20 protein-coding genes are annotated in these 20,537 nt (G+C 57.3%); 3 read left to right on the top strand and 17 right to left on the bottom strand.

Annotated elements, in window-relative coordinates:
* Positions 1-45 precede the first annotated feature (45 nt).
* The 8 genes from bamB to ndk all read right to left on the bottom strand — a co-directional run bounded on the left by bamB (position 46) and on the right by ndk (position 8,045).
* Entirely contained in the window at positions 46-1,227 is a 1,182-nt protein-coding gene (gene bamB, locus OJ965_RS07400) for an outer membrane protein assembly factor BamB (protein WP_265138614.1), read from the bottom strand.
* Positions 1,228-1,246: 19 nt separating this feature from the next.
* Positions 1,247-1,864 carry a YfgM family protein gene (locus OJ965_RS07395; protein WP_009088731.1) on the bottom strand — a complete coding sequence of 206 codons (618 nt, stop codon included), beginning with the start codon at positions 1,862-1,864 and terminating at the stop codon, positions 1,247-1,249.
* Between the two features lie 33 nt (positions 1,865-1,897).
* A complete protein-coding gene (gene hisS, locus OJ965_RS07390) occupies positions 1,898-3,175 on the bottom strand; it encodes a histidine--tRNA ligase (protein WP_265138611.1) in 1,278 nt (425 codons plus the stop codon).
* Positions 3,176-3,280: 105 nt separating this feature from the next.
* Entirely contained in the window at positions 3,281-4,402 is a 1,122-nt protein-coding gene (gene ispG / locus OJ965_RS07385) for a flavodoxin-dependent (E)-4-hydroxy-3-methylbut-2-enyl-diphosphate synthase (protein WP_009088728.1), read from the bottom strand.
* Positions 4,403-4,439: 37 nt separating this feature from the next.
* Positions 4,440-5,453, bottom strand: a complete 1,014-nt coding sequence (gene rodZ / locus OJ965_RS07380; RefSeq protein WP_009088726.1) for a cytoskeleton protein RodZ — start codon at positions 5,451-5,453, stop codon at positions 4,440-4,442.
* Complete coding sequence (gene pilW, locus OJ965_RS07375) at positions 5,443-6,177, bottom strand: type IV pilus biogenesis/stability protein PilW (RefSeq protein WP_167429241.1); 735 nt, start codon at positions 6,175-6,177, stop codon at positions 5,443-5,445. Before pilW ends, rodZ begins: the two co-directional genes overlap by 11 nt.
* A gap of 80 nt (positions 6,178-6,257) precedes the next feature.
* Positions 6,258-7,427, bottom strand: coding sequence for a dual-specificity RNA methyltransferase RlmN (gene rlmN, locus OJ965_RS07370; protein ID WP_009088720.1), 1,170 nt, complete (start codon positions 7,425-7,427; stop codon positions 6,258-6,260).
* Between the two features lie 186 nt (positions 7,428-7,613).
* Positions 7,614-8,045: a nucleoside-diphosphate kinase gene (gene ndk / locus OJ965_RS07365; RefSeq protein WP_003848684.1), complete on the bottom strand. Its 432-nt coding sequence runs from the start codon at positions 8,043-8,045 to the stop codon at positions 7,614-7,616.
* A 318-nt stretch (positions 8,046-8,363) separates the two neighbouring features.
* Between ndk and sseA the strand changes: the two genes are divergently transcribed.
* Positions 8,364-9,206 (top strand): 3-mercaptopyruvate sulfurtransferase, encoded by an 843-nt coding sequence (gene sseA, locus OJ965_RS07360; protein WP_009088719.1) that lies wholly within the window; start codon positions 8,364-8,366, stop codon positions 9,204-9,206.
* A gap of 38 nt (positions 9,207-9,244) precedes the next feature.
* On the opposite strand, the gene sseB is transcribed toward sseA, so the two are convergent.
* The 5 genes from sseB to trmJ form a co-directional block, all read right to left on the bottom strand.
* A complete protein-coding gene (sseB, locus tag OJ965_RS07355; protein WP_167429244.1) occupies positions 9,245-10,009 on the bottom strand; it encodes an enhanced serine sensitivity protein SseB in 765 nt (254 codons plus the stop codon).
* A gap of 46 nt (positions 10,010-10,055) precedes the next feature.
* Positions 10,056-11,342 carry an aminopeptidase PepB gene (pepB, locus tag OJ965_RS07350; protein ID WP_265138591.1) on the bottom strand — a complete coding sequence of 429 codons (1,287 nt, stop codon included), beginning with the start codon at positions 11,340-11,342 and terminating at the stop codon, positions 10,056-10,058.
* Between the two features lie 161 nt (positions 11,343-11,503).
* Entirely contained in the window at positions 11,504-12,664 is a 1,161-nt protein-coding gene (locus tag OJ965_RS07345; RefSeq protein ID WP_265138589.1) for an IscS subfamily cysteine desulfurase, read from the bottom strand.
* An 88-nt stretch (positions 12,665-12,752) separates the two neighbouring features.
* Positions 12,753-13,250: a Fe-S cluster assembly transcriptional regulator IscR gene (gene iscR, locus OJ965_RS07340; protein WP_009088710.1), complete on the bottom strand. Its 498-nt coding sequence runs from the start codon at positions 13,248-13,250 to the stop codon at positions 12,753-12,755.
* Positions 13,251-13,395: 145 nt separating this feature from the next.
* Entirely contained in the window at positions 13,396-14,133 is a 738-nt protein-coding gene (trmJ, locus tag OJ965_RS07335; RefSeq protein ID WP_046102371.1) for a tRNA (cytosine(32)/uridine(32)-2'-O)-methyltransferase TrmJ, read from the bottom strand.
* Between the two features lie 132 nt (positions 14,134-14,265).
* On the opposite strand from trmJ, the gene suhB reads away from it, so the two are divergent.
* Positions 14,266-15,069 carry an inositol-1-monophosphatase gene (gene suhB, locus OJ965_RS07330; protein WP_009088706.1) on the top strand — a complete coding sequence of 268 codons (804 nt, stop codon included), beginning with the start codon at positions 14,266-14,268 and terminating at the stop codon, positions 15,067-15,069.
* A 59-nt stretch (positions 15,070-15,128) separates the two neighbouring features.
* Here suhB and OJ965_RS07325 read toward each other — a convergent pair whose 3' ends face one another.
* The 3 genes from OJ965_RS07325 to OJ965_RS07315 all read right to left on the bottom strand — a co-directional run bounded on the left by OJ965_RS07325 (position 15,129) and on the right by OJ965_RS07315 (position 17,943).
* Complete coding sequence (locus OJ965_RS07325) at positions 15,129-16,142, bottom strand: TIGR04086 family membrane protein (protein ID WP_046102373.1); 1,014 nt, start codon at positions 16,140-16,142, stop codon at positions 15,129-15,131.
* 203 nt (positions 16,143-16,345) lie between these two features.
* Entirely contained in the window at positions 16,346-17,326 is a 981-nt protein-coding gene (locus OJ965_RS07320) for a nickel/cobalt transporter (protein WP_154927492.1), read from the bottom strand.
* Positions 17,317-17,943: a DUF1007 family protein gene (locus OJ965_RS07315; RefSeq protein WP_009088701.1), complete on the bottom strand. Its 627-nt coding sequence runs from the start codon at positions 17,941-17,943 to the stop codon at positions 17,317-17,319. The genes OJ965_RS07320 and OJ965_RS07315 overlap by 10 nt, the downstream gene beginning before the upstream one ends.
* Before the next feature lie 155 nt (positions 17,944-18,098).
* On the opposite strand from OJ965_RS07315, the gene csiE reads away from it, so the two are divergent.
* The gene (gene csiE / locus OJ965_RS07310) at positions 18,099-19,367 is read left to right on the top strand and encodes a stationary phase inducible protein CsiE (RefSeq protein ID WP_009088698.1); all 1,269 of its coding nucleotides are present in this window, start codon (positions 18,099-18,101) and stop codon (positions 19,365-19,367) included.
* On the opposite strand, the gene OJ965_RS07305 is transcribed toward csiE, so the two are convergent.
* Complete coding sequence (locus OJ965_RS07305; protein WP_058957396.1) at positions 19,349-20,497, bottom strand: 3-phenylpropionate MFS transporter; 1,149 nt, start codon at positions 20,495-20,497, stop codon at positions 19,349-19,351. The two genes, csiE and OJ965_RS07305, sit on opposite strands and share 19 nt — an antisense overlap.
* Positions 20,498-20,537 lie beyond the last annotated feature (40 nt).

Raw genomic sequence — 20,537 nt, 5'->3', positions numbered from 1 at the left:
AGGAGCCGTCGGAACGGAGGATTTCACCTGCCGGACGTTTACCCGTTAACGGGTAATCGCATAAACCTCACCATCTTTCGACTGGATCAGCAGCTTGTCGCTGGCGACCACAGGCTCGGTCTGGAAACCGGAACTGTCCAGCTTCTGCTGCGCGACAAAACGACCGTCGGTGGTGTTCAGCCAGTGCATATACCCTTCGCTGTCGCCGACCACCAGATAGCCGTTGTAGAGCACCGGTGAAGTCAGGTTGCGATGCAGCAGATCGCTCTGACGCCAGATAGCGACGCCACCATCCGCGTTCAGGGCAATCACACGGTCATCCTGATCGACCAGATAGATGCGGCCGGCATCAACAATCAGATCTTTCACACCGCCGATTTCGCGTTTCCACAGAATCTGGCCGGAACGCAGATCCAGCGCCGTCAGGTCACCGTTGTACGCCAGCGCGTAAACCACGCCGTTGACGATAACCGGGGTCGTATCGACATCGTTCAGACGATCGATTTCGGTTGCGCCGCTGACCTGAGAAATACGCTGCTGCCAGATCAGTTGTCCCTGGTTCAGCACAACGGCACTGACGCGGCCGTTGTCACCACCGACAATGGCCCCGCCAAACGCAACAGCCGGAGCCGATTCACCGCGCAGTGATAGCGCAGGCATATCCAGGTTAACGCTCCACTTCACTGCCCCGCTGCTCTGATCCAGACCCTGCAACATGCCGTTGCTGGTATGGATCAGCACCAGGCCATCGCTGACCACCGGACGTGACAGCGCTTCACCGGCGACTTTCGTCTGCCAGGCCAGGCTGCCATCGCTGCTGTTCAGGGCATAAACCTGACCGCGCTCGCTGCCGACATAGATCCGATCGCCATCCGCCGTCAGGCCGCCCGACAACAGGGCTGAGCGATTTTTCGAGAAGAAGCCGGTTTTCTCAGAGAGATCGACTTTCCATTTTTCTTTACCGTCTGCGGCATCCAGCGCTTTCACGATACCAAAGCGGTCGGCTGCGAAGACCGTACTGTCCTGCCAGGCAGGATGCAGATTAGAGTAGAAATCACCCACGCCATCGCCGACTGAGGTGCTCCACACTTTCTCTGGCGTAAACTGATTTTCCACCTTCGGCAGCGGGGCCATTTTCACTACATCTTCTTCGCCGCTAAACAGCGAACAACCGCTGAGCAAAGTGACTGAAATCAGTCCCGGCAGCAGGTATTTACGTAATTCCATGCGCTCTCTCTTGACTGGCTTAGCTTAAGTTATTCATCTTCATCTGCATCATTTGCTTCAATGCCGGAGAGGCGTCAGATTCCACCCCTTTACTCCAGGCATCGCGCGCGCCCTGCTTGTCGCCTTTGGCCAGCAGCGCTTCGCCGCGAATATCGGCCACAATGGCTGTCCAGCCATCACCCTTCACACCGTCAAGGGTTTTAAGCGCCGCATCCGCTTGATTCTGTTGCAGTTGAATGCGAGCCAGACGCAGGTTAATGACCGCCTGCAGATTGGCATCTTTGGTATCTTTCAGTCCGTTTTGTAGCAGTGCTGCGGCTTTATCAAGCTGACCGGCATCCACATACTGCTTCGCCAGATCCATCGCCGCCAGCGCACCATAAGTGTTGCTGTTTTCGCTGGCAAACCGGTTGACCGCTTCCAGCGTCTCAGGTTTGCCCGCCTGCATGGCGGTGGTCAGCTGCTGATATTGGGCCGATACCGTTTTCGCAGTATCGTCCTGATGACTGCTCCAGTAACGCCAGCCACCCAGCGCAGCAATGCCGATGACTACGCCAATGGCTAACGCCTTACCATTGCTGGTAAAAAAGTTGCGCAGCGCTTCGGTCTGCTCGTTCTCATTGCTATACACTTCCACGCAATCCTTCTCCTTTCTATGGTTGGTGCTGTGTTACGCCTGTAACAGCGTGCGCAATACAGCAGCAGCCTCTGCCTGATCCAGCGTTTGCTGCTCGCCACGGCGCAGATCTTTCACCACGACCTGACCGGCTTTGACTTCATCCTCGCCCAGCACCAGCGCGACGCGAGCGCCCCACTTGTCAGCGCGGGCAAACTGCTTCCTGAAGTTGCCGCCGCCAAAGTTAGTCATCAGCCTCAGCTCTGGCGCTTCATCGCGCAATTTCTCAGCCAGCTGCATCGCAGCGGACTGCACGCCCTGACCGGAAGCGATAACATAGACATCCACATTGCTCGTCGGTTCAAATTCCGGATTGACCGCCTGAACCAGCAGCACCAGACGCTCCATGCCCATCGCGAAGCCCACCGCAGGGGTGGCACGTCCACCAAGCTGCTCTACCAGACCGTCATAGCGACCGCCGCCGCACACGGTACCCTGTGAACCCAGGCTGTCGGTGACCCACTCAATCACGGTGCGATTGTAGTAATCCAGGCCGCGCACCAGACGCTGATTGACGGTGTAGCGGATGCCCGCGTCATCCAGCAGGGCACACAGGCCGCTGAAATGGTCGCGTGATTCGTCATCAAGATAGTCGCCGAGCTGCGGCGCATCATTCAGCAGGTGCTGAATATCGGGATTTTTACTGTCGAGAACGCGCATCGGGTTGCTGTACATGCGGCGTTTGCAATCCTCATCCAGCACCTCTTTGTGCTGTTCGAGGAAGGCGACCAGTGCGTCGCGGTAGTGCGCACGCGCTTCCAGTGAGCCGATGGAGTTGAGTTCCAGGCGAACGTGGTCGGCAATGCCTAACGCTTTCCACCAGCGGGCGTTGAGCATAATCAGCTCCGCATCGATGTCCGGCCCCTGCAGACCAAACACTTCGACGCCGATCTGGTAGAACTGGCGATAACGGCCCTTCTGCGGACGCTCATAGCGGAACATCGGCCCCATGTACCACAGGCGCTGCTCCTGATTGTAGAGTAAACCGTGCTCGATACCGGCTCGCACACAGCCTGCGGTTCCTTCCGGACGCAGCGTCAGGCTTTCGCCATTGCGGTCTTCAAAGGTGTACATCTCTTTTTCAACCACATCGGTGACTTCACCGATGGCGCGTTTAAACAGTGGGGTCTGCTCCACCAGCGGCAAGCGAATTTCGCTGTAGCCGTAGCTCGCCAGCGTCTGCTTGAGTACGCCTTCAATCCGTTGCCAGAGAGCGGTATCCGCAGGCAGGTAGTCGTTCATCCCGCGAATCGCCTGAATATTCTTCGCCACGTTAAAATCTCTTAATGCAAAAAAACCTGTCCGGCATCATACCTTATGAGGATGAAACCGCACAGGTTCAGTCAAAAAAGTCACGCACGCAGGCTGCGCACGCCATTATTTTTCCAGCTGCTGCACGTCAATACGGCGGCTGGCATCCAGCATCGACGCTTTGGCACGAATGCGCGCTTCCAGCTGATCGATCATGTCATGGTTATCGAGACGATCGCGCTGACGCACGCCATCCTCGTAGAAACCACTCTTCTTGCTGCCACCGGTTACGCCCAGGGTCGAGAGCGTCGCTTCGCCCGGTCCGTTGACCACACAGCCGATAATGGAGACATCCATCGGCGTGATGAGATCTTCCAGACGCTGCTCCAGCGCGTTGACGGTGCCGATCACGTCAAACTCCTGACGTGAACAGGTCGGGCAGGCGATGAAGTTAATCCCACGCGAACGGATGCGCAGTGATTTCAGAATATCGAAGCCGACTTTGACCTCTTCAACCGGATCGGCCGCCAGCGAGATACGCAGCGTGTCGCCGATCCCTTCTGACAGCAGCAGACCCAGCCCAATCGCCGATTTGACTGCGCCAGCGCGCGCCCCGCCCGCTTCGGTGATCCCGAGATGCAGAGGCTGATCGATCTGTTTTGCCAGCAGGCGATAAGATTCCACCGCCAGGAAGACGTCAGAGGCTTTTACACTGACTTTAAACTGGTCGAAGTTGAGACGGTCGAGGTGATCGACGTGACGCATGGCTGATTCCAGCAACGCCTGCGGCGTCGGCTCGCCATACTTTTCCTGCAGATCTTTTTCCAGCGAACCGGCGTTAACGCCAATCCGGATCGGAATATTGTTGTCGCGCGCGCAGTCAACCACCATACGAATACGCTCATTATTCCCGATATTACCAGGATTGATGCGCAGGCAGTCAACGCCATATTCGGCGACTTTCAGGGCGATGCGGTAGTCAAAATGGATGTCTGCAACCAGCGGCACGTTCACCTGCTGTTTGATCAGCCTGAACGCTTCTGCGGCATCCATGGTCGGCACCGAGACACGAACGATGTCGACACCGACGCGCTCAAGGGCTTTGATCTGATTTACCGTCGCTTCCACGTCAGTGGTGCGGGTGTTGGTCATCGACTGGACGGCAATAGGTGCGCCGTCACCGACCGGCACCTTGCCGACGTAAATGCGTCTGGATTTACGACGGATAATGGGTGCTTCGTTATGCATATTTCTTCTCCACAATTGCCCGGTACGCGATACGCTGTTATTGCGCACCCAACGTCAGGCGAGCAACCTGGTTATTACGGATAAAACGACTTAAATCAACGGGCTGATTCTGATATTGCACCTGAACCGCGGACGGCGCGCCAATTTTCAGACGATACGGAGGTGTGCCCGCGAGGCTCAGTTTACCACCACTACGCTGAATGCCGCTGAACAGTTTTTTGCCGGTGGCATCGCTCACTTCCAGCCAGCAGTCGGCGGTGAAGTTCATGACCACCGCATTCGGGTCGGCCGCCGGTTCACTGACTGCGGCAGCGCCGACCGGCATCTGTGGCGTCGTGCTGGTGGCAGGGTTAGTCGTGGCCGGTGCTGCCGATGTGGTGTCCTGTGGCGCCTGGCTCGGTGACACGACAGCATTGCTGCTGTCGGTCTGCGTTGTGGCTGGGGTAGTGGTCGTGCTGGCAGCCGGCGCAGAGGTGGCTGGCGTGCTGGTCGCGCTGTTGTCGCTGGCGGCCGTATTACTTTCGTCAGGCGCGGCTGGCGCCGCGCTGTCACCGCTGGTCTCACCCAGCGGAATCGACTGGCCGCTATCGCCGCTGCTGCCGTTCTGGTCGGTCATCGGCACCAGATCGTCCTGCGACGCTTTGTGATTCTGCCACCACCAGGCGCCGGTCAGGCCAATCACCACGAACACCACCAGCCAGGTAAAAATCATTAACCAGCCGTCGCGTTTCTTGCGGCGCTTGCCCAGGGAGAAACTTTGCATCGGCTCGATTTTTGCCGCCCGGACCGGCGTCTGTTTCGCCATCATCGGTAGCAGTTCCTCTTCAGGAATGTGCACCAGACGCGCATAAGAGCGGATGTAACCGCGCAGGAACGTCGAGGCTAAATCGGCAGGCGATTTGTCCTCTTCGATGTCACGCACGGTAGAGAGTTTCAGACACAGACGTTCAGCGACGTTCTGCTGTGACAGCCCCATCTGCTCACGGGCCAGACGCAGGCGATCACCTGTTGAATGTAATGCAGAGTTTTCTTGAGTGGCTTCAGTATTCATTAGCTAAATAACGCTGGTACTGTATCGATTGCGGAAAACGTCGCGCTAACTGGTCGCCATAACGTGAAACGTCTGCGGCATTTCCCTGTAGCGCGGCGAAACGTAAGTGTAACGCCAGACTGCGTGCCGTTTCGGGCAACTGTAGCTGGTAAACGTCGAGCAAAATCTGCACCCTCGCCAGATGGTTATCAGCCATCTGCTTTTCAGCCTCCGCCAGCAGCGAATCAGCTTTTCGCCTGTCGGCTTCAATGGCCCGGCGGAGCGTCCTGCGGGCGGCAACAACATCCCCCGCCTGCAGGTAACAAAAACCTGCCAGTTCAAGCGCGTCGTTGCGTGCATCAGACGACAGAGCGGTTTCTGCCCGACTAAACTGTTGATGCGCTTCGTCATACTGCCCTAAAGCGCAGAGAAACGCACCGTAATTGTTAGCAACAAAACCATTATCCGGGGCCTGCTGCTGTGCCAGTATAAACCCTGCCTGGGCTGCTGTCTGATTGCCCTGCTGTTGCGCCAGTCGTGCCAGCGCAAGCGAGACCCGGTAATCTTCTGGCGCGGCGGCCTGCGCGCGCAGAAAGTTTCGCTCAGCGGCGGCATAATCACCCGCCGCCAGATAGTGCATCCCTAACTGCAGACGCACCTCTTCAGCACCGGATGAGTGCGGCTGGCTGACACACCCGCTTACAACAAACAGCGCCAGTACACTGGCGGGTAATCCGTTACGCACGATCGTTTCCCTCTGCCTGACATTGACAGGCTGCAGCCTGCCACGCGTCTTCACGTCAGGAAACGTTCTCTGTCACGCTTCTAGAGCGCCTTCACAGAGATGGCTTCACCCGCCATTTTTTTACGCAGCGTACGCTTGGTGCGGTCGATCACCTCACCCGCTAACTGACCACAGGCGGCATCAATATCGTCGCCACGGGTTTTACGCACAATGGTGGTAAAACCGTAGTCCATCAGCACCTTGGAGAAGCGGTCAATGCGGCTGTTTGAGCTGCGGCCATAAGGTGCACCCGGGAAGGGGTTCCACGGAATCAGGTTGATTTTACACGGTGTTTCTTTCAGTAATGCGGCAAGCTCATGCGCATCGTCGGTGCTGTCATTGACATGATCCAGCAGGACGTACTCAATGGTCACGCGTCCCTGGTTGGCGTTAGATTTGCCAATGTAGCGTTTCACCGCTGCCAGGAAGGTTTCGATATTGTACTTTTTGTTGATCGGAACAATATCATCACGCAGCTTGTCGTTAGGCGCGTGCAGTGAAATGGCCAGCGCCACATCAATCATATCGCCCAGTTTGTCCAGTGCAGGCACCACACCTGAAGTAGAGAGGGTCACACGACGCTTGGAGAGACCGAAGCCGAAGTCATCCAGCATGATCTCCATTGCCGGAACCACATTATTGAGGTTGAGCAGCGGCTCACCCATGCCCATCATCACCACGTTGGTGATAGGACGCTGGCCGGTGATTTTTGCTGCGCCGACGATTTTCGCCGCACGCCACACCTGACCAATAATTTCTGACACCCGCAGGTTACGGTTAAAGCCCTGCTGTGCGGTCGAACAGAATTTACACTCCAGCGCACACCCCACCTGCGAAGAAACACACAGCGTGGCGCGGTCGCCTTCCGGGATATAGACCGTTTCCACCAGCTGATCGCCCACGCGGATGGCCCATTTAATGGTGCCGTCAGTGGAGCGCATCTCTTCAGCCACTTCCGGTGCGCGGATCTCCGTCAGCTCCATCAGCCGGTTACGCAGCTTTTTGTTGATGTCGGTCATCTGCTCGAAATCGTCGCAGCAGTAGTGGTAAATCCACTTCATGACCTGATCGGCACGGAACGGCTTTTCGCCCAGCGACTGGAAAAACTCGCGCATCTGCTGACGGTTGAGATCCAGCAGGTTGATTTTCTGGCTTTTAGGGGAAACGACAATGGGGGATGCGGACGCGGACGTCACAATCTGTTCGGACATAATATTCTCTGGCCTCGTTGTTACACGTTATGGCGCTGTTCAGGGATAGGTGAAAAAAATTGCGCCTTCATTAAGCGAAGTCAATGAAGGCGCAATATTGTACAACATCTGCGGCCTGATAACAGGCGGGAGTGGCTCCCTCAGGCAGATTTTTGTAAAGCCGACCTGCTGTTTATCGCCAGGCGATTAACGGGTACGTGGGCAGATTTCGTTTTCGCCGAAGAAATAGGCGATTTCGCGGGCAGCGGATTCAGCAGAATCTGAACCGTGCGTGGCGTTTTCGGTGAAGCTGTCTGCGTAGTCAGCACGCAGGGTGCCAGCCAGTGCGTTTGCCGGGTTAGTCGCACCCATCAGGTCACGGTGACGCTGAACGGCATTTTCACCTTCCAGTACAGAAACGACAACCGGGCCAGAGGTCATGAATTCAACCAGACCATCAAAGAATGGCTTGCCCTGGTGCTCAGCGTAAAAACCTTCAGCCTGCTCTTTGCTCAGCTGCAGCATTTTTGCACCAACGATTTTGAAGCCAGCGCTTTCAAAACGGTTGTAGATAGCACCAATCACATTTTTAGCGACGGCGTTTGGCTTGATGATAGAAAAAGTACGTTCGATTGCCATGATGACCTCTGTCTTGACGTCCTGAAGAAACCGGCGGCGCAGCCCCCGGCCAATAAACGGCGCCGATTATAGGGGCTGAGTGCGGCATTGCCTATCAGAGATCCCTAATTTGTTGAAAATTCTTGATCTGAGTCGACGCAGAGGCGTCTTCGTTATGATTTTGCCTGAAAAAGCGCCGGTGCTGCGGCCCTGACGGACGATTCCTGAGCAGCACGCCAGGCTTTTTCTCCTCCCCTGCCCCATTTTATTAACGCATCGCTTGAGATGGTCTCCACATTCCCCGACACTGCTATCACAGATTGCAGAGATGAGGTTGTTATGACGACGCCACTGTTTGTGTCCGCCGACTGGTTACAAGAGCACTATGACGATGAGCGGCTTCAGGTACTGGATGCGCGCATGTTGCCACCCGGCATGGAGGCCGTGCGTGATATTCAGGCTGAATATCTGGCGGGACACTTACCCGACGCCCCTTACTTCGATATCGAAGCGCTGTCCGACCACACCAGCCCCTATCCCCATATGCTGCCGCGCGCCGAACGCTTTGCCGTGGCGATGCGCGAGCTGGGCGTCAGCAGCGATAAACACCTGGTGGTCTATGACGAAGGCAATCTCTTCTCCGCGCCACGCGCCTGGTGGATGCTGAAGACCTTTGGTGTCGCGCAGGTGTCGATCCTGGCGGGCGGACTGCAGGGCTGGAAAGCAGCGGGCTTTGCGCTGGAAACCGGCGAGGTCAGCCTGCCGGAAGGCGAGTTTGAGGCTCAGGCGGATGAAAGCCGGGTGAAACGTCTGACGGATGTGCTGCTGATCAGCCATGAAGGCGGCGCACAGATCGTGGATGCACGTGCGGCCAATCGCTTCAACGCGGAAGTGGACGAGCCGCGTCCCGGATTACATCGCGGGCATATTCCCAACAGTCTGAACGTGCCGTGGAACAGTCTGGTAGAGCAGGGAGAACTGAAGCCGGAGGCGGCGCTGCGCCAGCTGTTTGCTGACGCCGGTGTCGATATCAGCAAACCGGTAGTGGCCAGCTGCGGCTCTGGCGTCACGGCGGTGGTGGTGATTCTGGCGCTGACGGCGCTGGGGGCGCGGGATGTCACGCTGTATGACGGCTCCTGGGGTGAATGGGGCAGTCGCGACGACTTACCGATTGCAAAATAAAAAACAGGCGGCCCATGAGCCGCCTGTTTTTAACTGCGTCAGATAATCCGCTCGCTGCCCTTGAAGTCACGCAGGAAACTGCCCCAGCGACGTTCATAAAAGGGCGTGATGTGTGCGGTAAAGAAGTGGCTGATACCGCGGTCCTGCAGGGTAACTTCGCAGATATCAATCGGCGCATCGTCCGGCAGCGTATCCGTTGCCACGCTGCCCGCCGCCTGAATAATCGCCTCAATGTTGCTGTCCGCTTCGATACCAATCAGCAGATTAGGCGCTTCGTCGGCCTGCTCACGAATGCTGGCAACAAAGGCGCGCCGCACCTCTTTGTGCTTGCTGAACAGCTGCGTCAGCGAGTCGATCATCTGCGCAGGCGGCTCGGCCACCTCAGAGAGCAGCAGGGCGTGCCCGCCTTCCAGCACGGTCTGCTGACTCAGCGCACTGCCCTGCTCCGCCAGCAGATGCGTAATCTCTGCCGGGGTAAACTCTTTGCCGGAAGGGAGCTTTGGATTGAGAAACAGCGTTTCGCCGCGCGTAATCTCAAACAGCGTCCGCACCGGCAGACGCAGCCAGGCCTGTTCACCCGTGACGGCTTCGCTCATCGCCTGTTCTGACGTGAAAAAAGGAATGATGCTGCTGCCATCCTCTTTTTCCCAGTGCTGCAGATCAACCGGCGTACTGGCATCGAGCTGTGGCTGGGTGCTTTCACCCGGTATCCAGACATCGGACTCCAGCAGCAGTTGAAAAAATTCGGGCCGATGGGCTGGCTCAGTTGCGGCCAGCTTCAGCACCTCTTCAAGACGGTTCATAGTTGCTCTCTGCATCGCGGTGGCATCGGCCACCGCTGGGGTCAGCTTATTTCAGTAACAGGTTGGCGATAGTGCGCACGCCCAGGCCGGTTGCGCCTGCGGCCCACTGATCGACCGCGCCTTTGCGATAGGTCGCAGAGCAGTCGATGTGCAGCCAGCCCTGCTGATAGTGGCTGACGAAGTGGGACAGGAACGCTGCCGCACTGCTGGCCCCCGCCGCATGGGAAGGACTGGCGATGTTGTTAAGGTCAGCGAAGTTAGACGGCAGGTGACTGCGATGGAATTCTGCCAGCGGCAGACGCCAGAAAGGTTCATTCTCGCTCACCGCGCTGCCCATCAGCGACTGCGCCATCACGTCGTCAAAGGTAAACAGCGCATGGTAATCGTTACCCAGCGCCGTTTTGGCTGCGCCGGTCAGGGTGGCAGCGTCGATCAGCAGCGTCGGATTCTGTTCGCTGGCATCGATCAGGCCGTCGGCCAGAACCAGACGTCCTTCCGCATCGGTGTTCATCACTTCCACCGATTTACCGTTGCGATAGCGAATGATATCGCCCAGTTTAAAGGCGTTGCTGCTGACCATGTTGTCGGCACAGCAGAGGTAGAGTTTGACTCGCTTGTTGAGGCCACGGGAAATCGCCAGCGCCAGCGCGCCGGTGACGGTCGCCGCTCCGCCCATATCTGACTTCATCGAATCCATGAAGCTGCTCTGCTTCAGGCTGTAGCCGCCGGTATCAAAGGTGATGCCTTTACCGATCAGACAGGCGTAGACCGGCGCACTCTCATCACCGGTCGGGTTGTAATCCAGCGCCAGGAAAACCGGCGGGCGATTCGAGCCGCGTCCTACGGTGTGCAGGCCCATGTAGCCCTGCTCGCGCAGATCGTCACCTTTGGTGATGCGATAGCTGACGGCGCTGCCGCCCACTTCACTGATCAGATCGATCGCCATGTGTGCCAGCTGTTCCGGCCCCAGATCTTCTGCAGGCAGGTTGATGACGTTGCGGACCCAGTCGATCGCTTTCAGACGACGGTCAAACTCCGCCTGCTCATGTTCACCCAGCGCCGGCCACTCCACCTGACGCTGCCCTTTCGGGCCACGGAAGCCCTGCCAGAATGCCCAGCACTGCTCAAGGTGCCAGCCTTCGCCGGTGAGCGCCACGTGGCGGATCCCCTGGCTGTCGATTTTGTGCGCCGCACGCTGAATGGTATTCAGCGCATCCGCGCCGGTCAGATGCAGCATCATGCCGCTGTCGTTGCTGCTGAGAATCGCTTTTTCGCCCCAGCGCGCATCGGCGGGCTGGCTGCTAAGCGTGATGTTCATCGGTTGTGTGGTCATCGAAAAGCTCCATAATCGTTATCTGTTTCATCCAGCCTGATTGTTATAACGGCTTTAATAAGATGTTAAATGCAATCCGCAGACAGACCTGATAACAGATTCCGTCGGGTGATGCCAGCGAAGTGCAATGACAGGTGCCGTTTCCGGATTCTGACCGGGTGTCAGGATTTCATTAATGCCCGCAGACGCGTCACGGATTTCTGCACCAGCGCGATGGCATAGTCGATCTCTTCCTCGGTGGTGAAGCGTCCCAGCGAAAAGCGCAGCGAACTGTGCGCCAGCTCTTCACTCAGCCCCAGCGCCCGCAGAACATAGGAAGGCTCCAGGCTGGCGGAGGTACAGGCCGAGCCGGAAGAGAGCGCCAGATCTTTCAGCGCCATGATCAATGATTCACCCTCAACGTCAGCGAAACTGACGTTGAGAATATTCGGCGCGCTCTGCTGAGGATGGCCGTTAAGGGTCACGCCCGGCAGTGCGCTGATGCCCTGCCACAGACGCTCACGCAGCGCCTGCAGACGCGCCATCTCGGTTTCGCGCTCTTCAGCTGCGATGCGAAAGGCTTCCCCCATCCCGACAATCTGATGAACCGGCAGGGTGCCGGATCGCATACCGCGCTCGTGCCCGCCACCGTGGATCTGGGCGGCGATCTGCACGCGCGGTTTCCGCCGCACATAGAGCGCGCCGATGCCTTTCGGGCCATAGAGTTTGTGAGCAGAAAAGGACATCAGATCCACCGGCAGCACGCCGAGATCGACAGGCAGCTTGCCGACGCTCTGGGTCGCATCCACATGAAACAGAATCTCACGTTCGCGGCAGAGTTCACCAAAGGCGGCGATATCCTGAACCACGCCGGTTTCATTATTGACGTGCATCAGGGTGACCAGAATGGTGTCGTCGCGCAGCGCCGCCCGCAGCTGGTCAGGGGAGATAATGCCGTCAGTGCCAGGCGTAAGCCAGGTAACCTCAAAGCCTTCACGCTCCAGCTGCTGACAGCTGTCGAGTACCGCTTTGTGTTCGGTCCTACTGGTGATGATATGTTTGCCGCGCGCCTGATGGGCGTGGGCCGCACCTTTGATTGCGAGGTTGTCAGATTCGGTGGCGCCTGAGGTAAAGACGATTTCACGCGGATCGGCATTGACCAGTTCGGCGATCTGATTACGCGCAACATCGACCGCTTCTTCAGACTGCCAGCCAAAACGGTGCGATCGCGAGGCCGGGTTACCGAACGTGCCATCCAGCGTCAGAAACTGCATCATTTTGCTGGCCACACGCGGATCGGCCGGCGTGGTGGCGGCGTAATCCAGGTAAATCGGTAATTTCATTGCGCTACAGCTCCGTATAAAAAATCATACGTCTTTATAGCAGATTCGGCCCTGACCGCGTTAGCAGTAAGGGCCGGAACAGGGGGGATTACGAGGCGCGCTGATTGATGTTGATTTCCTGAGTACGCGGGCTCTGGAAGCGGCGATTATCAATCGCATTCTGCCGGTCGGCGACATCCAGGATCTCCTGATTGTTCACCAGCTCAGCCAGCGTGATGTTATTCAGGAAGTCACTGATGCGCACGCTCAGGTCGCGCCACAGTACGTGGGTCAGGCAACGTTCGCCGCCCTGGCAGCCCTCTTTCCCCTGGCACTTCGTCGCATCTACAGACTCATCCACGGCGGTGATCACTTCACCGACAGAGATGGTATTGGACGCTTTGCCCAGCAGATAACCGCCGCCCGGTCCCCGGACGCTGGAGACCAGATCGTTTTTGCGCAGCCGCGAGAATAACTGCTCCAGATAGGAGAGCGAAATGCCCTGACGCTCTGAAATATCAGCCAGCGGGACCGGGCCTTCATGGGAGTGAAGGGCCACGTCCAGCATTGCGGTAACGGCATAACGTCCTTTGGATGTCAGTCTCATAGCATACGACCTCAATAGCGTCCGGTTATCGGAGGATTAGCAACAGATGCTCTGAAGTCTGACATTCCCGAGTAAATTGGTCAACTATTTAACCTGGTAAAACACTCAACTATTTAACCTGGTAATTCAGTCAACTATTAACCGCTTATTTTTTATCGCTTTTTGGCTTTTCAAAGGAGGAAAGCATGCCGCGCAGAATGTTGAGTTCATCGCGTTCCGGACGCGCGCGGGTATAAAGACGGCGCAGTTTGCTCATCACCTGACCAGGGTTGGCTTCACGGATAAAGCCGCTGTTCAGCATCATCTGTTCCATATGCTGATAGAAGCGCTCCAGGTCGTCGACCAGCGGATAAGGCGATTCTTCATACTTCGGTGGCGGGCTGGCCTGCTCCTGCGACTGTAACCATGCCATCCGCACTTCATAGGCGATAATCTGCACCGCCATCGCCAGATTCAGTGAGCTGTACTCCGGATTCGCCTGAATCGCGACGTGATAGTGACACTTCTGCAACTCTTCGTTGGTCAGGCCGACGCGCTCACGCCCAAAGACCAGCGCGACCGGTGCCTGCTGGCCCTCTTCCACACTTTTCACGCCGCACTCACGCGCATCCAGCATCGGCCATGGCAGTGAGCGGGAACGGGCGCTGGTGCCCACGACCAGGCTGCAGCCGGCGATCGCCTCATCCAGCGAGTCGACGATTTTCGCGTCGCCGATAACGTCGCTGGCACCCGCCGCGAGTGAGATGGCCTGTGAGTCGGGCTTGACCAGCGGATTCACCAGATAGAGGTTGGTTAAGCCCATGGTTTTCATGGCGCGCGCAACGGAGCCCATGTTACCGGTGTGAGAGGTCTCAACCAGAACGATACGAATATTTTGCAGCATGATTAGGGATACTCAGAAACGGGTCAGTAAAATCAGTGGGGAGAATCCTAACATAAAGCAGGACATTTACCGAACACACTGCTATACTCCGCGCCGTTTTCCCCGTTCTTTAACATCCAGCGAGAGATACCGATGCATCCAATGCTCAACATTGCCGTGCGCGCAGCGCGCAAGGCCGGAAATTTAATTGCCAAATATTATGAAACCCCGGACGCCGTCGAAGCCAGCCAGAAAGGCAGCAACGACTTCGTAACCAATGTTGACCGTGAAGCAGAACGCCTGATTATCGAAATCATTCGTAAATCTTACCCGAAACACACCATCATCACCGAAGAAAGCGGTGAGCTGGCGGGCGAAGATCAGGACGTTCAATGGGTTATCGATCCGCTGGATGGCACCTCAAACTTCATCAAACGTCTGCCCCATTTCGCTGTCTCTATCGCTGTGCGCATTAAAGGCCGCACTGAAGTCGCGGTCGTTTACGATCCGATGCGCAATGAGCTCTTCACCTCTTCACGCGGTCAGGGCGCCCAGCTGAACGGCTATCGTCTGCGCGGCAGCATTGCCCGCGATCTGGATGGCACCGTGCTGGCAACCGGCTTCCCGTTCAAGATGAAGCAGCATGCACCGGCTTACATGAACATCCTGACCAAACTCTTTACGCAGTGCGCCGATTTCCGCCGCACTGGTTCAGCTGCGCTGGATCTGGCCTACGTGGCCGCCGGTCGCGTGGACGGTTACTTTGAAATCGGCCTGAAGCCGTGGGACTTTGCGGCGGGTGAACTGCTGGTTCGTGAAGCGGGCGGTCTGGTAACTGACTTCACCGGTAACCATGGCTATATGCACTCCGGTAATATCGTTGCCGGTAACCCGCGTGTAGTGAAAGCGATGCTCTCCTCCATGCGTGATGAGCTGAGCGAAGCGTTAAAGCGCTAAGTCTCAGACAGAAAAAAGGCGGCTTCTCAGCCGCCTTTTTTATTGCCTGTTACAGGGGATTAGCGACGTTCGTGCGCCAGCACCTGACGAGGCTGAGTGCGACGACCCACCATACCCATCACACCCGCCAGCACGGCTTCGATGATCAGCAGAATCAGGGCATACCAGCTCGCTTTTGCAGTGGCGGCGGCCGCTTTTTCGCCGGCTTCACGCGCTTTCTGCTCAGCCTGCTGTTTCAGTTCCTGATACTTCTGAACGGCCTGCTGATAGCTCTGCTCGGTTTTGGCTACGATCTGATCCACTTCCTCATCGCTTTTACCGGTGCGCGCCTTGATAATATTTTTCAGCGCATCACGGTCAGCGGCCTGCAGCGTATCGGAATGACGATCCATCACACCTTTTAACCAGTTAGCCAGATCGGTATCGGCCGTCTGCGGATGGTTTGCGGTATTGTTCGCCTGATTCTCTGCATTCTGCGCTTCGTTATTCGCATCCTGTTTTAAATTCTCTGGCTGTAATTCCGGCTTACCGGTCTGACGCAGCGTGGTTTCCAGTTCGCTCTGCAGGTTATCCAGATTAATATTATTTTCCTGCAGCTTCTCTTTTGCCATTTGCGTTACCGAAGGTGCCGCTGCGGAAATACCGTTACCCAGCGCCTGGAAGCCGGAGCCTACAATATTCATCGCGCCGCCTAATACACTGGAAGCCAGCGTAACCGCCAGGTAAATAGTGAAAATCGTGCTAAGGCCAAACATCAGTAAGCCGTGCATGGCGCCTTCGCGCTGCGCCAGACGTCCTGCCACATAGCTACCCGCCGCAATGGCAACCAGCATCTCAATCGCCGTCCAGACCAGTGCGCCCGTACCAAGGCCATCCAGAGGATTCTGTTCTTTCATCGGATCAATGGTGGTAGCACCGATCGCCGTTCCCAGCAGCGTCAGAATGATGTGAACGATAAGCGCGCAGATAACACCGGCAAATACGGCGCTCCAGGAAATACGCTTTAACGGTAATCCTGCGGGCCCGGTCGCCAGCGTTTCGGTATAACCATTATTAATACGGGTATCAGCCATGAAATATACTCCTCGCAAAAAAGAAAGCTGCTTTGATCTTTTATCATCCCGACGGCGACGTGCCGATTTGGTATTAACAGCGTAGACAGGAAATAGTCACTTCTCCACTAAAGCGGCGTGAGAAAATAATAAAGATGTGAATTTAAAGCGGATTAGCGAAGAGAAGAACGCAGCGGCTATTTTATTCCCGCTGCGTTTTTAATTCAGAAAGGCCGGATACCACCGCCCAGCGTCAGCTGGGCTGATTGCCACAGGGCGAGACCCGCGACGATTAAAATCAGACTGCCGGTCAGGGTCAGCAGCGGGATAAGCAGCCGCGCCCTGCCCGCCGTTTCGCGGGGCTGCGCCAGCCGTTGCGCCACCGAGCGCGCCTGCTGAACCAGCACGCCTATGGCCGAAATGGTGAGGGCCGTGCCGAGCGCCATCACCGCAGCCGAGAGCACGCCCCAGCCATAAACGCCGATCACTTTGGCAAACAGCAGCATCATGATCGCGCCGGAACAGGGGCGTAATCCCATCGACACCACGACCAGCAGCTGAGTTTTCAGGCTGACACTTCCCTGCATCTGCTGCGGTGTCGGCAGGTGCGCATGTCCGCATCCACACTGCGCATCATGCTGATGATGGGGCTGGAAGGCGCGAAACAGTGGCGCAGGCCGAGGACGCAAAGCCCGCCACAGGGCACGCAGCGCCCGATAGCCCATCAGCACACCCAGACCGATCACCAGCAGATAGCTGCCCTTCTCCAGCCAGAAACTGCTGAGGTGCAGCTGCCGCGACGAGGTTTGCAGTATGACCAGCATCACCGTCACCAGCCCGATAGCTACCGAGCCCTGCAACAGTGAGGCGAGCAGCGTCAGCCTGATACTGGTTTTCACTCTGGCAGGATGGGTCGCCAGAAAGGTGGCGATCACCACTTTTCCGTGGCCCGGCCCCAGCGCATGCAGCACGCCATACAGCAGGCTGAAAATCACCAGCGACAGACCCGCCTGATGGGGTTGCTCAGCCACCTGCTGCAACAGTTGCGTCATCTGCCGGTGCAGATCTTTCTGCCACAAGACGCTCTGCAGCAGAATCTGTGACCAGTAGATCCAGACCAGCAGTCCGCCGCTCAGCAGCAGCGCCGCCATCAGCCAGAGTGGCCAGAGCCGCGATCCCCGCCCCGGTGTGGACATTACTGACATGTCAGCCCCACCGTCTGAGCAAACTGGCGGCCCAGATCCATCTCCTCTGCGGGGGCATCGGCTTTATCCAGCGACAGCGCATACTGCTTCAGCGAATCATTGGGTTTCGGTGTTGTCAGGGTAAAGCGGCAGCGCCCCTGCAGTGCAGGCGGCAGCGTTAAGGCACCGGGATTGTCATAGAACATATCGACGAAGTAGGTGGGATCGAAGGTCAGGATCTCAAAGTGCTGTCCGGTCAGCGTCGGCGGCTCCGCCAGCGGCAGAATAAATTCGAGCACCGCCTTGTGGCCATTGCGTGACAGATTATATTCCGTTGGCAGATTCAAAAACTTTACCCGCTGTTTGTTATGCCAGACTTCAGAAAAGTAGTGCTGGCCAAGAACGTTCGCCATCACGCCCGCCGCCAGCTTTTTCCACACCACGCTGCCCGGCCTGGCGTCGCCTGCATCATAAAGCAGATCGGCGGAGGTGATTTCATCCATGGTCCAGGTCATCTTTAAACCGGTAAAGGTGTCACCCTGTGCCACCAGCGCGGTTTTCATGTCGATGAAACTGTGAGGGTGAGCCACGACAGCCGGACTTAGTGCCATCAGTAAGGTTAAAAGTGCGCGTTTCATAATGTTATAAAGTAACGTTCCCGATGAAAAGAATCTATAAGTAACAAAATTTTGTGACCCGCCTTAAACCTCCGGCAAATAAACCGCGCAAAGCGCACAGGCGCTGACGCGGTTGACTATTCTTAGCTCAAAATAGCCTGCTGGAAATCTGATTGATGAGTTCTGCTACCCCTTTGGCACCACTCTTCACCCGTTCACAGCGTCAGTGCCACCTTTTATTGCTGCTGTTTCTGCCATCATCCGCGCTCACACTTGAGAAAGTCTGCCAGCTTAATGGCGTCGATCCTGCCGTTGCCCGACAGGATATCGCGGATGTCGGTCATGAGATACAGCGATATCACCAGCTGGAATTGCACCAGATGGTGGACGGCAGTTTTCGTCTTCATGGCACAGAGCTGAATCGGCGACTCTGTCTGCTGCACAACCTGCGGCGCAGTCTGCGTCTGTCGCAGGAGTTTGTCTGCGCGCATTTTGCCGCCCCGCTGCGCCAGCGCCTGAAGGTGATGAAGATTGAGAAAGCGCTGTGGGATGAGACCAATCTGCAGGCACTGATCCAGCACTGCGGCCTGCGCCTGAAGCGGGATTTCAGCGAGCGCGATCGCCTTTTTCTGCAGATTTTTATGAAATATGGCTTATGCGAGCGCCAGCCGGTGCTGTTCAGTGAAGCGCAGCGTCACTGGCTGCTGCATAAGGCAGAGCGACAGGCCGCCGAGGATGTGATCCACCACTGGCGCAAACGCTGCCACCTGGCCCCGCCGATCAGCGAAGCGGATTTCTGGACGCTGCTCTTCAGCCAGATCCATACGCCGCTGACCCATGCCATTCATCATCCTGCCGAGCAGCAGTTAATGACGGCGACGCAGCAGTTGATCAATGATTTCGAACAGTGCGCCGGTGTTACCTTTGCTGACCGCGACGGGTTGCTGAACCAGCTCTACCCGCATCTGGCCCAGGCGCTGGAGCGCACCCACTTCCATATCGGTATCGACAACAGCGTCGCGCTGGATGTCAGCCGCCTCTATCCCCGTCTGCTGCGCACCACCCAGCAGGCATTACAGCCTTTTGAACAGCACTACAGCGTCGCTTTTACGCCGGAAGAGGTGAGTTTAATGACCATTATCTTCGGTGCCTGGCTGATGCAGGAGAGTGCGTTGCAGGAGAAGCAGGTGCTGATTCTGACGGGCGATGATACGCAGCTGGAGCAGGATGTGGAGCAGCAGATCCGCGAGATCACGCTGCTGCCGATCAACATTACCTATCAGGATATCAGACAGTTTCAGCAGGAGGGTGCACCGCGAGATGTCGATATCATCATCTCGCCCTACCCTACTTCGCTGCCTCTCTTCTCGCCGCCGCTGGTGCACGCTGAACTGCCGCTGACGTTACACCATCAGCAGCGTATTCGTTATTTACTGGAGTCGTAGCCGGGACGAAGGAACAGGGCGGGCAGCGCCACCAGCGCCATGACCCAGAAAAGGTGGCCCTGCAGATGGGTAAATAGCACGCCACAGATCATGGTCATTACCGCAATCCCGCCGCCCATTGCCAGGGCGGAGTAGAGCGACTGCAGGCGGATCACTTCGGCTCCCTGCCGCGCCGCAATAAAGCGCATCGCCGCCAGATGACAGACGGTGAAGCTGCCACAGTGGAGGATCTGCGCCACTATCAGCAGCGGCAGTGCGGTAGTGGCTCCCATCAGGCTCCAGCGGATTAGCGCGCAGATGCCTGAAAGCAGCAGCAGATCCCGGGCGCTCCAGCGACGGAACAGGCGGTTGCTCAGGGCAAAGACCACGACTTCCGCCACCACGCCCAGCGACCAGAGATAGCCCACCGTCGAGGCGGAGTAGCCGCTCTCCTGCCACCAGATAGCACTGAAACCGTAATAGGCGGCGTGCGCCCCCTGCAGCAGCGTCACGCAGAGCATGAACCGCCAGACGGCATTCTCACGCAGCAGCGCCCGCCACGCCTGCCAGCCCCCACCTGCGGCACCCTGACGCTCATCGCCCTGTGGCTGCGTGACGGGGGTCAGCATCATACCGGCCAGCATACTGACCGCGCCCAGCGACAGCAGCAGCAGAATCGCCTGGGAGGTCCAGGCGCTGACCAGCACACCGGTTAACGCCGAGCTGAGCACAAAGGCCAGCGATCCCCACAGTCGCACCGGTCCATAAGCCAGACCAATCTGCCGTGTCCAGGTGGCGGCCAGCGCATCGCTGAGCGGCACCAGCGGGGAGAAAAAGAGGTTGAAGCCAATCATCACCGCCATCAGCCACATCCACTGCTCACCCACCCAGAATCCGATGATGAACAGGCAGGTCATCAGGGCCAGCAGCCGCAGCGCCGTAATCAGCCGGGCAGGATTTCTGACCTGAGACGCGATAAGCAGGCTGCCGACAAAGCGCGCCACCATGCCACAGCCCAGCAGCAGGCCGATTTTTTCTGCATCCAGGCCGGTGCCTTTCAGCCACACGCCCCAGAATGGCAGGTAGATGCCGTAACAGAAGAAGTAAGTGAAGTAGCCCAGTCCGAGCCATCTGGCGGAGCCGATTGCCATATTCCCTCCAGCAGGTTTGCTGCCTTGCAGCACAGGTGGG

This window comes from Pantoea anthophila, from assembly GCF_026104315.1.
GTDB classification, from domain to species: domain Bacteria; phylum Pseudomonadota; class Gammaproteobacteria; order Enterobacterales; family Enterobacteriaceae; genus Pantoea; species Pantoea anthophila.
Note: the sequence above shows the minus strand (reverse complement) of the source record. Positions and strands in the feature narration are given on the sequence as shown.

What these genes read in the sequence shown, in the direction of transcription:
- bamB (WP_265138614.1), bottom strand. Translation starts at nt 1,227, where the DNA reads ATGGAATTACGTAAATACCTGCTGCCGGGACTGATTTCAGTCACTTTG.
- ispG (WP_009088728.1), bottom strand. Translation starts at nt 4,402, where the DNA reads ATGCATAACGAAGCACCCATTATCCGTCGTAAATCCAGACGCATTTAC.
- rodZ (WP_009088726.1), bottom strand. Translation starts at nt 5,453, where the DNA reads ATGAATACTGAAGCCACTCAAGAAAACTCTGCATTACATTCAACAGGT.
- rlmN (WP_009088720.1), bottom strand. Translation starts at nt 7,427, where the DNA reads ATGTCCGAACAGATTGTGACGTCCGCGTCCGCATCCCCCATTGTCGTT.
- ndk (WP_003848684.1), bottom strand. Translation starts at nt 8,045, where the DNA reads ATGGCAATCGAACGTACTTTTTCTATCATCAAGCCAAACGCCGTCGCT.
- sseA (WP_009088719.1), top strand. Translation starts at nt 8,364, where the DNA reads ATGACGACGCCACTGTTTGTGTCCGCCGACTGGTTACAAGAGCACTAT.
- sseB (WP_167429244.1), bottom strand. Translation starts at nt 10,009, where the DNA reads ATGAACCGTCTTGAAGAGGTGCTGAAGCTGGCCGCAACTGAGCCAGCC.
- pepB (WP_265138591.1), bottom strand. Translation starts at nt 11,342, where the DNA reads ATGACCACACAACCGATGAACATCACGCTTAGCAGCCAGCCCGCCGAT.
- OJ965_RS07345 (WP_265138589.1), bottom strand. Translation starts at nt 12,664, where the DNA reads ATGAAATTACCGATTTACCTGGATTACGCCGCCACCACGCCGGCCGAT.
- iscR (WP_009088710.1), bottom strand. Translation starts at nt 13,250, where the DNA reads ATGAGACTGACATCCAAAGGACGTTATGCCGTTACCGCAATGCTGGAC.
- trmJ (WP_046102371.1), bottom strand. Translation starts at nt 14,133, where the DNA reads ATGCTGCAAAATATTCGTATCGTTCTGGTTGAGACCTCTCACACCGGT.
- suhB (WP_009088706.1), top strand. Translation starts at nt 14,266, where the DNA reads ATGCATCCAATGCTCAACATTGCCGTGCGCGCAGCGCGCAAGGCCGGA.
- OJ965_RS07325 (WP_046102373.1), bottom strand. Translation starts at nt 16,142, where the DNA reads ATGGCTGATACCCGTATTAATAATGGTTATACCGAAACGCTGGCGACC.
- OJ965_RS07320 (WP_154927492.1), bottom strand. Translation starts at nt 17,326, where the DNA reads ATGTCAGTAATGTCCACACCGGGGCGGGGATCGCGGCTCTGGCCACTC.
- OJ965_RS07315 (WP_009088701.1), bottom strand. Translation starts at nt 17,943, where the DNA reads ATGAAACGCGCACTTTTAACCTTACTGATGGCACTAAGTCCGGCTGTC.
- csiE (WP_009088698.1), top strand. Translation starts at nt 18,099, where the DNA reads ATGAGTTCTGCTACCCCTTTGGCACCACTCTTCACCCGTTCACAGCGT.
- OJ965_RS07305 (WP_058957396.1), bottom strand. Translation starts at nt 20,497, where the DNA reads ATGGCAATCGGCTCCGCCAGATGGCTCGGACTGGGCTACTTCACTTAC.